This is a genomic window from Streptomyces sp. NPDC007264 (genome assembly GCF_042869095.1).
Classification (GTDB): domain Bacteria; phylum Actinomycetota; class Actinomycetes; order Streptomycetales; family Streptomycetaceae; genus Streptomyces.
Window position 1 is genome coordinate 43025 of record NZ_JBIAFD010000005.1, and the last position, 12396, is coordinate 55420.

The window sequence follows — 12396 nt, forward strand, 5'->3', positions numbered from 1 at the left end:
CCGTCCATCGCCGGAGGGGGTCACTCCTCGGGTAGCAGGAACCCCTGAGCACCGGGCGGAGCATCAGGGGCGGAGGCTCGATGTGGGACCTCCGCCCACCAGATTAGTCAAGACATCGCCGGGTGCGGCAGGGTGGAGGGCCCGGGTCAGCCCCGGCGGACCTCCGGATCGACCGTGGAGCGGGCCTCGACGAGGGCCCGCAGGGTGCACGCGTCCTCGATCGCGCGCTGCTTGGCGATGCCGGGCTGGATGCCGAGGGCGGGCAGGCTCGTGCCGTCGCTGAGGTCGAGGAACACCCACGGGTCGCCGGGACGCAGGTTGACCCGGAGGATCTCCGCCCAGTCGAGGGCACGCCGGCTGACGATGTTGACGACGGTGACCCCGGTCTCCTCGGCGACGACCCTGGGACGGGCGAGCAGGAACAGCACGCCGCCCAGCAGGGCCCCGGTCAGCGCGAAGCCGAGGCGCTCCGCCGTGCTGAGCTGTTCGAGCAGCATCCCGAGGACGGTGATGGCCGCGAAGAGCGCGGTCCCCGCGGACAGCAGCACGGCGCGGGTGCGCCCGGGACGGAAGGTCAGGGGGAGGACGGGCAGATCTTGCATCGGTGTGGTGTCTTTCACAGACGGCAGGCGTGGATGGCCGTGGTCAGGATGGCCCGGGCGCCGAGTGCGTACAGGTCGTCCATGATCCGCTGGGCCTCCTTGGCCGGGACCATGGCCCGGACGGCGACCCAGCCTTCGTTGTGCAGCGGCGAAACGGTCGGGGACTCCAGGCCCGGAGTGAGCGCGACCGCCTTCTCCAGCTGCTCGACGCGGCAGTCGTAGTCCATCATCACGTACGTGCGGGCGACGAGGACACCCTGGAGGCGGCGCAGGAACTGCTGCACCTTCGACTCGGAGGTCTCCTCGGCCTCGGCGCCGGCGCGGCGGATGACGATGGCCTCGGACTTCATGATCGGCTCGCCGATGACCTCGAGGCCCGCGTTGCGCAGCGAGGTGCCCGTCTCGACGACGTCCGCGATGACCTCGGCGACTCCGAGCTCGATCGCCGTCTCGACGGCTCCGTCGAGGTGCACGACGGAGGCGTCGATGCCCTTGTCGGCGAGGTGCTTGGCCACGATGCCCTCGTACGAGGTGGCGACCGTCATGCCGGAGAGGTCCTCCACGCCGCCGGCGGTGCCGGGCTTGGTGGCGAAGCGGAAGGTGGAGCGGGCGAACCCGAGCGGGAGGATCTCCTCGGCGTTGGCGCCGGAGTCGATCAGCAGGTCGCGGCCGGTGATGCCGATGTCGAGGCGGCCCGAGGAGACGTAGATCGCGATGTCGCGGGGGCGGAGGTAGAAGAACTCGACCTCGTTCTCCGGGTCGACGATCCTGAGCTCCTTGGACTCCCGGCGCTGCTGGTAGCCGGCCTCATGCAGCATGTCCGCCGCAGGGCCGGACAGTGAACCCTTGTTGGGGACGGCGATGCGCAGCATGAGGTCGGCTTCCTTCGTTCGTGCGTACGGTGTGCGGTGTGCTGTACGGCTCAGAGGTGGGCGTAGACGTCGTCGAGGGAGATCCCGCGCGCCACCATCATCACCTGGACGTGGTACAGCAGCTGCGAGATCTCCTCGGCGGCCGCCTCCCTGCCTTCGTACTCGGCGGCCATCCAGACCTCGGCGGCCTCCTCGACGACCTTCTTGCCGATGGCATGGACACCCTTGCCGACCAGCTCGGCGGTGCGGGAGGTGGCGGGATCGCCGTGGGCGGCCTTGTGCTGGAGCTCGGTGAAGAGCTCCTCGAACGTCTTCTTGGACATGGTGGTCCTCACCCTACGCGCTCCGGTGCGCGCCTCAGTGCCAGGGTTCGGATACCGAGCGGAGCGTGGCGGCGGTCGCCACCGCCGCGGTCACCGCCTCGTGGCCCTTGTCCTCGGCGGAGCCGGGCAGGCCCGCGCGGTCGAGGGCCTGCTCCTCGGTGTCGCACGTCAGGACGCCGAAGCCGACGGGGACGCCGGTCTCGACGGAGACCTGGGTGAGGCCCTGGGTGACGCCCTGGCACACGTAGTCGAAGTGCGGGGTCCCCCCGCGGACGACGACCCCGAGGGCGACGACCGCGTCGTAGCCGCGGCCCGCGAGAACCTTGGCGGCGACCGGGAGCTCGAAGCTGCCGGGGACCCGCAGCAGGGTCGGCTCGTCGATCCCCAGCTCGCGCAGGGCGCGCAGGGCCCCGTCCACCAGACCGTCCATCACCTTCTCGTGCCACTGTGCCGCGATGACGGCGACCCGCAGGTCGCTCGCGTTGCGTACGGACAGCTCCGGTGCACCCTTGCCGCTCACGTCTCTCCTCAGTGCTCTCTTACTGGTTGCCGCAGGTGGACACGCCGCTCGTGTCCAGCCAGGGCAGGTCGTGCCCCATCCGGTCCCGCTTGGTGCGCAGGTACTGGAGGTTGTGTTCGCCCGCCTGGACGGGCATCGGCTCCCGGGCGGTGACCCTGAGGCCGTGCCGGTGCAGTGCGGCGGTCTTGTCGGGGTTGTTGGTCATCAGCCGCACGCTGCGGACGCCGAGGTCCTCCAGGATCTGGGCGCCGGCGCCGTAGTCGCGGGCGTCGGCCGGCAGGCCCAGCTCCAGGTTGGCGTCCAGGGTGTCGCGGCCGCGCTCCTGGAGCTCGTAGGCGCGCAGCTTGGACAGCAGCCCGATGCCGCGTCCCTCGTGGCCGCGCAGGTAGACGACCACGCCGCGGCCCTCGGTCTGGATGCGCCGCAGGGAGGCCTCCAGCTGGGGGCCGCAGTCGCAGCGCAGGGAGTGGAGGACGTCACCGGTGAGGCACTCGGAGTGGATGCGGACGACGATGTCCTCGCCGTCCCCGATCTCGCCGTGCACCAGGGCGATGTGCTCGACGCCGTCGACGGTGGAGCGGTAGCCGTAGGCCGTGAACTCGCCGAAGGCGGTGGGCAGGTGGACCTCGGCCTCGCGGCGGACGGTGGGCTCGGAGGTACGGCGGTAGGCGATCAGGTCCTCGATGGAGATGATCGTCAGGCCGTGCTTGCGGGCGAACGGGATGAGTTCCGGCAGCCGCAGCATGTGGCCGTCCTCGCCGGCGATCTCCACGATGGCGCCGGCCGGGCGCAGTCCCGCGAGCCTGGCGAGGTCGACGGCCGCCTCGGTGTGCCCGTTGCGGACGAGCACGCCGCCGGGCCTGGCGCGCAGCGGGAAGACGTGCCCGGGGCGGACGAAGTCGCCGGGGCCCGCCTCTCCGCCCGCCAGCAGCCGCAGCGTGGTGGCGCGGTCGGAGGCCGAGATGCCGGTGCTCACGCCGTGGGCGCCGCTGGCGTCGACGGAGACGGTGAAGGCGGTCTGCATCGACTCGGTGTTCCGGTCGACCATCTGCGGGAGCCGGAGGCGGTCGAGTTCGGCGCCCTCCATGGGGGCGCAGATCAGGCCGCGGCACTCGCTCATCATGAAGGCGACGATCTCGGGGGTCGCCTTCTCGGCGGCGATGACGAGGTCGCCCTCGTTCTCCCGGTTCTCGTCGTCGACGACCACGACGGGGCGGCCGGCCGCGATGTCGGCGATGGCCTGCTCGACCGGGTCGAGCGTGAAGTCGTCGATGTCGTCCGCGCCGAAGAGGACCGGGGTCCGCAGGGCGGCGCGATGCGGGTCGGCCCAGGCGTTCGTCTCCGGGGACGCCTCGTTCAGGGCGGTGGGAGAGGGGCGGGACGTCATGCCGGGGCTCCTTCCAGGACGGGCCGCGCGGCCCTGCGGGAGCGCAGCCACCAGTCGCGCATGCCCCACAGGACGAGCGCGCCGTAGAGGACGTAGACAAAGCCGGAGAAGGCGAAGCCGTTGGCGAAGTTGAGGGGGACGCCGACCACGTCGACCAGCAGCCAGGCGAACCAGAACTCGACCATGCCCCGTGCCTGTGCGTACATGGCGACGACGGTGCCGACGAAGATGTACGCGTCCGGCCACGGGTCCCAGGACAGCGTCGGGAAGGCGGTGAACAGGCCCGCCACGGCGAGCGTGCCCGCGGCGGCGGCGACGGTGAGGGCGACCCGCTCGCGCCAGGTCGCGAACCGCACGGAGATGTGCCCGTCCGCCGCCTGCCCCGTGCCCCGCTTCCACTGCCACCAGCCGTAGACGGCGACGACCATGACCACGACCTGCTTGCCGGCGCTGCCGGAGAGGTGGGCCGTGGCGAAGGCCGCGAACAGGACGACGCCGGACAGGAACTGCACCGGCCAGCTCCATATGGAGCGCCGCCAGCCGAAGGCGAGCGCGGTCAGGCCGATCACGTTGCCGATCATGTCCGACCACTTGATGTGCTGGCCGAGGAGCGTGAAGGCCTCGGAGTTGAGCCAGTTCACCGGGCCGCCCCCTGACCGGCCAGCAGGCGCTCGACGTACTTGGCGATGACGTCGACCTCCAGGTTGACCGGGTCGCCCGGCTGTTTGATACCGAGCGTGGTCAGCGCGAGGGTGGTCGGGATGAGGCTGACGGTGAAGCGGTCGGCACCGGCCTCGACGACGGTGAGGCTGATGCCGTCGACGGTGATGGAGCCCTTCTCGACCACGTAGCGGCTCAGGTCCGCGGGGAGCGAGACGGTGACGAGCTCCCAGTGGTCGGAGGGCTCGCGCGCGAGGAGCGTGCCCGTGCCGTCGACGTGGCCCTGCACGATGTGCCCGCCGAGGCGCGCGCCGACGGCCGTGGGACGTTCGAGGTTGACGCGGGAGCCGACGGTGAGGGCGCCGAGGCTGGAGCGCTTGAGGGTCTCCGCCATGACGTCGGCGGTGAACTCGTCGCCCTCGTGCTCGACGACGGTGAGACAGACCCCGTTGACCGCGATGGAGTCACCGTGCCGGGCGCCTTCGGTGACGACCGGTCCACGGAGCCGGAAGCGGGAGGAGTCGCCGAGGTTCTCGACGGCGGTGACCTCACCCAGCTCTTCGACGATTCCGGTGAACACTTCCCGGGTCCTCCTGCCTCGATCGGGCACGGACTCCGGGGCCTGTCGATGACGACAGTGAACACGGGCAGGGACACCGGGACGTCGCCGGACGACGGCCCGTCCACAGGACGAGCCGGACGGCGGCGCGCATGGATGCCCGCCCGCCGCGCACTGCCTCCCATCCGGACTTTAACCGTCGGTCCAGGAATTTCACCTGGTCAACCGGCCGCTGGAAGCGACCGGGTCGCGGACTGTAACCGCCGGTTCGGACTTTCACCGACCCCGGAGTGCGCTGCTTCTGGTACAGCCTCAGTGTGCCACGCGCGCTCGACGGCCATGCGGGTGAACCGCTGTGTGGTGGCTCACAGGTTCACATACTGGACTTCCTCGGCCGCCCGTGCGGAACCGGCCCTCCTGGCGCCGGGGCAACACCCCTGCCCGCGACCACCGTTCCACAATTGGTCCATACCTATTGACCAACTTGGTCTAGTCCTCTTAGGGTCGGCGGTCCCGGCGCGGTCACGCCGTCCGCGGGCGGCCCGGCGGTGGTGACGAAGGCCCTTGCCCCGCCGCCGGGCCTTCACCGGGGCATCCGCCCGGCCGTGCGCCGTCGCGGGCGGCCTGTGGGCGGTCGGCAAGCGGTCTGCGGGCGGTCTGCGGGCGGTCTGCGGGCGGGTCAGCAAGCGGTCAGCGGGCGGGGGGAGCGAACAGTTCGTCCTGTGCGCCGTCCCTCGCGGTCAGCAGTGCGCCGCGCAGGACCGCGCCGCCGCCGAGCATGCTCGCCCGCACCTCGGTCCGCAGGGGCGACATGCGGGCGAGCCGCTCCCCGACGCGCGCGGCGAGCACCTCCCCGCCGGCCTGCCCGACCTCACCGCCGAGCACCACGCAGCCGGGGTCGAGGACGGCGGTCACGGAGGCGGCGCCGATGGCGAGCCGGTCGGCGAGGACGTCGAGGAAGCGGGCGGCGGCACGCCCGGAGGCGGCGGGGCGGCCGGCCCCGCGGCCACGAGCCGCGCCACCCGAACGCCCGGCCCCCGGGCCGCCCTCGGGAACCGCGGCATCCGCCCCCTCCGCCTCCCGCACGGCCCGGCGCACCAGCGCCGCCGCGCGGAGCCCGGGCGCCGGCCCCTCCGTCACCAGCCCGTGGGCGTCCGCCAGCTCCGCGATGGCCGCCGCCCCGGCCAGCGAGTGGAACCCGCCCGCGCAGTCCGTCGCCGAGGGCAAGGTCGCGGTGCCGGGCACCGGCAGGAAGCCGATCTCGCCGGTGCCGCCGGACGCGCCGCGGCGCAGCGCGCCGTCCAGCACCACGGCCGCACCCGTGCCGTGCCCCAGCCACAGCAGCACGAAGGTGTCGCGGTCGCGGGCGGCGCCCTCACGCTGTTCGGCCACGGCGGCGAGGTTGGTCTCGTTCTCCACGATCACGCGCGCGGGCAGCCGCTCCTGCAGCGCGGCGACCAGTCGGCGATGCCACTCCGGCAGCCCCGAGGAGTCGCGGAGGTCGCCGGTGGCGGGGTCGATCAGGCCGGGCGCCCCGATCCCCACCGTGTGCAGCCTCCCCCGCGCCGGACCACGCTCGCCCGGGGGCGCCCCCGGGGCGCCGGCCTCCTCCGCCGTGCGCTCGACCAGCGCCACCGCCCGCTCGACCGCGAGCCCCGTGCCGATGTCGCCGCCGATGGGCACCGACGCCTCCGCGAGCACATCGCCGACGAGGTCCGAGACGAGGACGGAGACGCCCTCGGTGCGCACGTCGAGGGCCGCGAGACGGGCGCGGTCGGCGACGATCCCGTACAACCGCGCGTTCGGACCGCGCCGCTGCTCCCCCGACTCCCCCACGACCGCGACCAGCCCGGCGGCCGTGAGCCGTTCGACGAGGTCGGCGACCGTCGGCCGGGACAGTCCGGTGAGCTGCTTCAGCTGCCCCGCCGTCAACGCGCCCTCCTGCTGGAGCAGGCGCAGGGCGAGCCGGTCGTTGATGGCCCGGGCGGTGCTCGGGGATGCGGGCATGCCGGGATCCTTCCAGATCTACGGTGCCGCCCGGCGGGCGGCTCGTCACCCTCCCTATCTATCAGGCAGGGTTCCTGATAGTTTACGGGAGCACGGACGGTGCGGACACGGACAGGGAGGGCATCCGAGAATGGGGGACGTGGTCCGTCAGCAGTCCGAGGTGAGGCGCGCCCGGTACGCCGTGGCCGCGGTCTTCGCCGTGCACGGCGCGGTCACCGGCTCCTTCGCCACCCGTGTGCCGTGGATCCAGGACCATGCCCACGCCGGCCCGGGCCAGCTCGGGTTCGCCCTCGCGTTCCCCGCGCTCGGCGCGTCCGTCGCGATGCCGCTCGCGGGCCGGATCAGTCACCGTTTCGGCGCCCGGACGGCGCTGCGCGGGCTGCTGTCGCTGTGGACGCTCGCCCTGGCCCTGCCCTCCCTCGCGCCGAACCTGCCGACGCTGTGCCTGGCCCTGTTCACGTTCGGCGCCACGGCGGGCATGGCGGACGTGGCGATGAACGCCCTGGGCGTGGAGGTCGAGAACCGTCTCGGCAGGTCGATCATGTCCGGTCTGCACGGACTGTGGAGCGCGGGCGCCCTGGTGGGCTCGGCGGCCGGCACCCTCGCCGCGCACCTGGGCTCGGACGCCCGGCTGCACCACGCCCTGGCCGCCGCGGTCCTGACCGTGCTGGGCGTGGCCGCCTGCACATGGGTGCTCGACCTGCAGCCCGCCGAGGACGAGGAACCGCCGCCCCGGTTCGCGCTGCCGCCCAGGTCGGCGCTGCTCATCGGCGCGATCGGCTTCTGCGCGGTGTTCGCGGAAGGGGCGAGCCTGGACTGGTCGGCGGTCTATCTGCGCGACCGGCTGGGGAGTTCGGCCGGGCTCGCTGCCGCCTGCACCACGGGCTTCACCCTCGCCATGGCGATCGCGCGCGTCGCGGGCGACCGGGTGGTGGACCGGTACGGGGCGGTGCGCACCGTCCGGGTGGGCGGCGTCCTGGCCGCGCTCGGCGGCCTGCTCGTCGTCCTCGCGGGCCGTCCGGCGGTGGCGATGGGCGGCTTCGCGCTGATGGGTCTCGGTATCGCCGTCGTGGTCCCGCTGTGCTTCGCCGCGGCGGGCCGCAGCGGCCCCAACCCCAGCCAGGCCATCGCCGGCGTGGCGACCATCACCTACACCTCGGGACTGGTGGCGCCCGGCGCCATCGGCACCCTGGCCCAGGCCACGAGCCTCGTCGTGTCGTTCGGCCTGGTGACGGTGCTGGCCTGCGGGCTCGCGGGGCTCGCCGGGGTGCTGCGGGCGGGTGAGCGCGACCGCCTCGCGGTCAGCTCGCGCGGCGCAGCAGTTCCCGACCCACGGCCCTGAACGACCCGCTCCACGACGTCGGGCGCAGCGTGGCCGCGTCGAGCCGGACGAGGACCCGGGAACCGTGCGCGTAGGTCACCGCCCCGTCGGCCGAGCAGAACCGGAACCCGTAGGTGAGACCGGTGTTCCCCAGCCGCTCCAGCCACAGGTGCACGGCGTACGGGCCCGGCCTGTCGACCGGGACCTCGTAGCTGATCCGCAGTTCCTTGACCGCGCTGCAGAAGTCGCCCGCCGCCTCCCAGTCGCCGTCGAATCCGAAGCCCCGCTCGTGCCACAGGGCGGTCCAGGCGCGCTCGACCATGACCGGATAGCGGGCGTTGTGCAGCAGACCGAGCGCGTCCAGGTCGTCGAAGTGGACGGCGACGGGGACCAGCCGCCCGTACGACACGGCGGGCGCGGTCTGGGTCTCGGCGGTCACGGGCGTGCTCCTGGAAGTGGGCCTGGGGGGCGCGCGACGGTGCGGCCCCGGACCCCACCATGGTAAGCGGTCGCTCAGTCGGCCGATCCGCAGGTCAGGTCCGCAGAGCAGGGGCTCGGCCCCGCGCCGTACCGTCCGTCCCTCTCCCGGGCCATCGGCGGGTTCCCCCGTTATGGGGAAGCGGGCGGGCCGGTGGCACCCCGCCCGGTCCCGGACTGGAACCCTTCCCCCATGGTGCCGACGGAACATCCCACGACCGGAGTGGACACGGTCGTCTCACGCATGCGCGCGCTCGCCGGGATCTGGCCCGAACACGACGGTGTCGCGGTCTTCAACCGCGTCTACCTCGCCGTCACCGAGGAGGTCGGCCGCCGCCTGGACGCGGGGTGCTTCCCGGACGAACGGGCCGCGACCACCCTGGACGTCCGGTTCGCCGAACGGTATCTGTCCGTGGCCGAGGAAGGGCCCCTGCCCGCGTGCTGGCGGCCGCTGTTCCAGTTCCGGCGCCATCCCGGCGTGCGGCGGCTGCAGTTCGCGCTCGCCGGCATCAACGCGCACATCGGGCACGACCTCGCGCTGGCCGTCGTGGACGCCTGCCGTGCGCTCGGCTGCGAACCGGCCGATCTGGAGGACGAGTTCGAGCGTGTGGGGTGCCTTCTCGGCTCGCTGGAGGAGCGCATCCGCGAGGATCTGATGCCGGGTCCCGACCTGCTGCAGATCGCCGACCCGCTCACGCATCTGCTCGGCGCGTGGAGCCTGGAGCGGGCCCGCGAGGCCGCCTGGTCGGCCGCCCGCGCACTGTGGGCGCTGCGGGAACTGCCGGAGCTGACCGAGGAGTTCGCACGGCGGCTGGACGCCGCGGTGGGGTTCGCCGGACGCATGCTGCTCACCCCGTTTCCCGGCTGACGCCGCCGAATCCGGCCATCCCGGCCCATCTCCCCCAGAACTCCGGTCGCGCCGCTGTACGTTGACGGCCCCACCGATCTCTTGCGAAGGAGCACCCACGCATGGCGACCCGGCTCGGACTCGGTCTTCCGCAGAACCGGCAGTACACCCTGGGACGGGACGTGCCCGACGTGGCACGCACCGCCGAGCAGATCGGATACGAAAGCCTGTGGGTGTATGAAAGGGCCCTGGTTCCCGATCCCGCGACGCAGGGGCTGTACGGCGTGGAAGGGCTCCCCTGGCCGGACACCTACCGTGGCGTGGCCGACCCGCTGATCACGCTCACCCTGGCCGCGGCGGCCACCGAGCGGGCCCGGCTGGGCTCCAGCGTCCTGGTGGCGCCGCTGCACGTGCCGTTCCAGCTCGCCAAGGCCCTCGCCTCGCTGGACGCGGCGAGCGGCGGCCGGGTGGTCGCCGGCTTCGGCACGGGCTGGTCCCTCGACGAGTACGCGGCCGCGTCCGTGCGGCCGTTCGAGGAACGCGGCCAGGTGCTGGACGAGGTGATCGAGGTGTGCCGGGCCGTGTGGGGGCCGGACCCCGTGGTGTACGAGGGAGGGCTCACCAGGATCGCCTCCGCCGTGGTCGGCCCCAAGCCCGCCCGGCCGATCCCGATCCTGCTGGCCGCGGGCAGCAGGAAGGCGCAGCGCCGGCTCGTCGACCACGCCGACGGCTGGCTGCCGGTGGGCATGGGCCTCGAGCAGATCGCCGCCCAGTGGAGCGCGTTGCAGGAGCTGGCGGAGGAGCGCGGGCGCAAGGAGCCGATCCAGACGGTCCTGCGGGTGAACGCGACGTACTCGGCCGGGGCGTACGACGGCGCCGACCGGCGGCCCTTCCAGGGCAACGCGGACCAGATCGTCGAGGACCTGGCCGCACACGCCGCGATCGGCCTGGAGGAGATCCTCGTCGACCTCCAGAGCGCCGTGCGGGACGCTCAGGAGCTGAAGGACGTCGCCGCCGAGGTGTACGAGAAGGCGCGGGCGGCGGGGGTCTGACCGGCCGCCCGCGGGACCCGGTCAGTCCTCCGGCAGCTCCACCGGCGCGATCTCGTCGAAGACGTCGCCGGGGCCGGGGTTGGCCGGGTCCGTCGCGCCGCCCAGGTGGTGCATGACGCCCCACACGGCGTTCAGCGCGGTCTGCACCGCGCCCTCGGCCCATCCGGCCGTCCAGGAGATGTCGTCGCCCGCGAGGAAGACACCCCGCTTGTCGGCGGGCAGACGGTCCTGCACGAAGTGCGTGAACAGGCGCCGCTGGTAGCGGTAGTGGCCGGGCAGGTTCGCCTTGAACGCCCCCATGAAGCAGGGCTCGTTCTCCCAGGAGACGGTCACCGGGCTGCCGATGATGTGCTTGCGGATGTCGACGTCCGGATAGATCTCGCCGAGCGACTTCAGCATGACCTCCATCCGCTCGTTCGCGGACAGCGGCAGCCACTTCAGGCTGTCGTCGCACCAGGTGTAGGAGAGGCAGATGACGGCCGGCCGGTCCGGTCCGTCGTCGAGGAGGTAGGTGCCGCGGGTCATGCGGTCGGTGAGCGTCATCGACATCACGTCCCGGCCTGTCGGCCGGCCCTGCTCGTCGACGGCCTCGTCGAGCCAGAACGGCCGGTCGACCGGCACGAAGAGCTTGCTCGACTCCATGTAGTGGGTGCGCTCGATCGCCGTCCAGTGGTCGATCGGGAAGAGCGAGTCGTCGCAGTCGATCTTCGACAGCAGCATCCACGACTGGGCGGTGAAGACGGCCGCCTTGTACGTGCGGATGTCGCCGCCCGCGTCGGTGACGGTGATCCGGTTGCCGGCGGTACGGTGCAGCCGGGTCACGGCGGGGCGGGGCTCGCCGCGCTCGTGCAGCGACTTCAGCGACGTCCCGTGGGCCCAGTGCACGATCTTCCCCGGCTCCCGCTCCCACAGGCGCAGCGGCAGTTGCTGGGAGCCGCCGACGATGCCCCGGTGGTGGTCGTCGGCCTCGGTGTACACGACGCGCAGGATCTCCAGGATGGAGTTGGGGAAGTCGGTGTCCCAGCCTCCGGTGCCGAAGCCGACCTGGCCGAAGATCTCGCGGTGCCGGAAGGACCTGAACGCCTCCGAGTCGCAGAGGAAGCCGTAGAAGGTCTGGTTGTCGAGCTTCTCGACGAGCCTGGACCAGATCGCGCGGATGCGGGGCACGTCGCGCTCGCGCAGGGCGCGGTTCATGTCGGAGAAGTCGGCGCCCTCCTCCAGGCAGGCGTTCCACGCGTCCGCCACGTCACGGTAGACCTGCGGCAGGTCGTCGAGCGTCTCGGCGTAGTGGGTCACGCCCTTCAGGTCGACGACGGTCGACGGGGTGGCCTCGGCCAGCGGGTTGGGGAACGGCCTGGTCTCCAGGCCCACCAGGTCGATGTAGTGCTGCAGCGCGGTCGAGGACGGCGGGAACCGCATGGCGCCCATCTCGGCGGTGAGCGACGGGTCGCACCCCTCGAAGCCCACGGTGCGCAGCCGGCCGCCGATCCGGTCGGCCTCGTACACGACGGGCTTGAGGCCCATCTTCATCAGCTCGTACGCGGTCACGATGCCGGACAGGCCGCCGCCGACGACCGCGACCTCCGTGCCGTGCTCGGTCGCGGGTATCTGGCCGAGGCCCGCCGCGTGGGCGAGGAAGTCGTCGTAGGCGTAAGGGAAGTCCGGCCCGAACATGGTGATCGGCGGCTGCTGCTCGTCGGCGTGCTGGACGGCGTTGGGCACCGTGGACGTCATGGGGTACGACTCCTTGCGCGAAAAGGAACTCTGAA

Annotated in this window: 13 protein-coding genes and 1 riboswitch; of the genes, 3 read left to right on the plus strand and 10 right to left on the minus strand. The window is 72.6% G+C overall.

Features of this window, described 5'->3' with window-relative positions; genetic code table 11:
* Nucleotides 1-146 precede the first annotated feature (146 nt).
* From ACFYMU_RS09545 to ACFYMU_RS09580, 8 genes are all read right to left on the minus strand, one after another.
* On the minus strand, nt 147-602 hold the full coding sequence (locus ACFYMU_RS09545; RefSeq protein WP_388370431.1) for a PH domain-containing protein: 456 nt from the start codon (nt 600-602) through the stop codon (nt 147-149).
* 14 nt (nt 603-616) lie between these two features.
* Nucleotides 617-1474 carry an ATP phosphoribosyltransferase gene (gene hisG, locus ACFYMU_RS09550; protein ID WP_388370434.1) on the minus strand — a complete coding sequence of 286 codons (858 nt, stop codon included), beginning with the start codon at nt 1472-1474 and terminating at the stop codon, nt 617-619.
* 50 nt (nt 1475-1524) lie between these two features.
* Nucleotides 1525-1797 (minus strand): phosphoribosyl-ATP diphosphatase, encoded by a 273-nt coding sequence (locus ACFYMU_RS09555; RefSeq protein WP_061930286.1) that lies wholly within the window; start codon nt 1795-1797, stop codon nt 1525-1527.
* 34 nt (nt 1798-1831) lie between these two features.
* Entirely contained in the window at nt 1832-2317 is a 486-nt protein-coding gene (gene ribH, locus ACFYMU_RS09560; RefSeq protein ID WP_388370438.1) for a 6,7-dimethyl-8-ribityllumazine synthase, read from the minus strand.
* 19 nt (nt 2318-2336) lie between these two features.
* The gene (locus ACFYMU_RS09565; RefSeq protein ID WP_388370441.1) at nt 2337-3704 is read right to left on the minus strand and encodes a bifunctional 3,4-dihydroxy-2-butanone-4-phosphate synthase/GTP cyclohydrolase II; all 1368 of its coding nucleotides are present in this window, start codon (nt 3702-3704) and stop codon (nt 2337-2339) included.
* On the minus strand, nt 3701-4345 hold the full coding sequence (locus ACFYMU_RS09570; protein WP_388370444.1) for a nicotinamide riboside transporter PnuC: 645 nt from the start codon (nt 4343-4345) through the stop codon (nt 3701-3703). The genes ACFYMU_RS09565 and ACFYMU_RS09570 overlap by 4 nt, the downstream gene beginning before the upstream one ends.
* Entirely contained in the window at nt 4342-4944 is a 603-nt protein-coding gene (locus ACFYMU_RS09575) for a riboflavin synthase (protein WP_388370446.1), read from the minus strand. The genes ACFYMU_RS09570 and ACFYMU_RS09575 overlap by 4 nt, the downstream gene beginning before the upstream one ends.
* Before the next feature lie 146 nt (nt 4945-5090).
* A riboswitch (FMN riboswitch) is annotated at nt 5091-5221 on the minus strand.
* A gap of 392 nt (nt 5222-5613) precedes the next feature.
* Entirely contained in the window at nt 5614-6930 is a 1317-nt protein-coding gene (locus tag ACFYMU_RS09580) for an ROK family transcriptional regulator (RefSeq protein ID WP_388370449.1), read from the minus strand.
* A gap of 130 nt (nt 6931-7060) precedes the next feature.
* Between ACFYMU_RS09580 and ACFYMU_RS09585 the strand changes: the two genes are divergently transcribed.
* Nucleotides 7061-8272, plus strand: coding sequence for an MFS transporter (locus tag ACFYMU_RS09585; protein ID WP_388370452.1), 1212 nt, complete (start codon nt 7061-7063; stop codon nt 8270-8272).
* On the opposite strand, the gene ACFYMU_RS09590 is transcribed toward ACFYMU_RS09585, so the two are convergent.
* Nucleotides 8232-8690 (minus strand): acyl-CoA thioesterase, encoded by a 459-nt coding sequence (locus tag ACFYMU_RS09590; RefSeq protein ID WP_388370455.1) that lies wholly within the window; start codon nt 8688-8690, stop codon nt 8232-8234. The two genes, ACFYMU_RS09585 and ACFYMU_RS09590, sit on opposite strands and share 41 nt — an antisense overlap.
* A gap of 231 nt (nt 8691-8921) precedes the next feature.
* Here ACFYMU_RS09590 and ACFYMU_RS09595 point away from each other — a divergent pair, with 231 nt between their 5' ends.
* Together ACFYMU_RS09595 and ACFYMU_RS09600 are read left to right on the plus strand one after the other, a co-directional pair.
* A complete protein-coding gene (locus ACFYMU_RS09595) occupies nt 8922-9596 on the plus strand; it encodes a DUF5995 family protein (RefSeq protein ID WP_388370458.1) in 675 nt (224 codons plus the stop codon).
* 101 nt (nt 9597-9697) lie between these two features.
* On the plus strand, nt 9698-10627 hold the full coding sequence (locus tag ACFYMU_RS09600) for an LLM class F420-dependent oxidoreductase (protein ID WP_388370461.1): 930 nt from the start codon (nt 9698-9700) through the stop codon (nt 10625-10627).
* A 21-nt stretch (nt 10628-10648) separates the two neighbouring features.
* Here ACFYMU_RS09600 and ACFYMU_RS09605 read toward each other — a convergent pair whose 3' ends face one another.
* Nucleotides 10649-12361: a flavin monoamine oxidase family protein gene (locus tag ACFYMU_RS09605; RefSeq protein ID WP_388370464.1), complete on the minus strand. Its 1713-nt coding sequence runs from the start codon at nt 12359-12361 to the stop codon at nt 10649-10651.
* Nucleotides 12362-12396: the final 35 nt, after the last annotated feature.

Coding starts and splice junctions, on each gene's coding strand:
- ACFYMU_RS09555 (WP_061930286.1), bottom strand. CDS start 1,797: ATGTCCAAGAAGACGTTCGAGGAGCTCTTCACCGAGCTCCAGCACAAG.
- ACFYMU_RS09600 (WP_388370461.1), top strand. CDS start 9,698: ATGGCGACCCGGCTCGGACTCGGTCTTCCGCAGAACCGGCAGTACACC.
- ACFYMU_RS09595 (WP_388370458.1), top strand. CDS start 8,922: ATGGTGCCGACGGAACATCCCACGACCGGAGTGGACACGGTCGTCTCA.
- ACFYMU_RS09585 (WP_388370452.1), top strand. CDS start 7,061: ATGGGGGACGTGGTCCGTCAGCAGTCCGAGGTGAGGCGCGCCCGGTAC.
- ACFYMU_RS09580 (WP_388370449.1), bottom strand. CDS start 6,930: ATGCCCGCATCCCCGAGCACCGCCCGGGCCATCAACGACCGGCTCGCC.
- ACFYMU_RS09605 (WP_388370464.1), bottom strand. CDS start 12,361: ATGACGTCCACGGTGCCCAACGCCGTCCAGCACGCCGACGAGCAGCAG.
- hisG (WP_388370434.1), bottom strand. CDS start 1,474: ATGCTGCGCATCGCCGTCCCCAACAAGGGTTCACTGTCCGGCCCTGCG.
- ACFYMU_RS09545 (WP_388370431.1), bottom strand. CDS start 602: ATGCAAGATCTGCCCGTCCTCCCCCTGACCTTCCGTCCCGGGCGCACC.
- ACFYMU_RS09565 (WP_388370441.1), bottom strand. CDS start 3,704: ATGACGTCCCGCCCCTCTCCCACCGCCCTGAACGAGGCGTCCCCGGAG.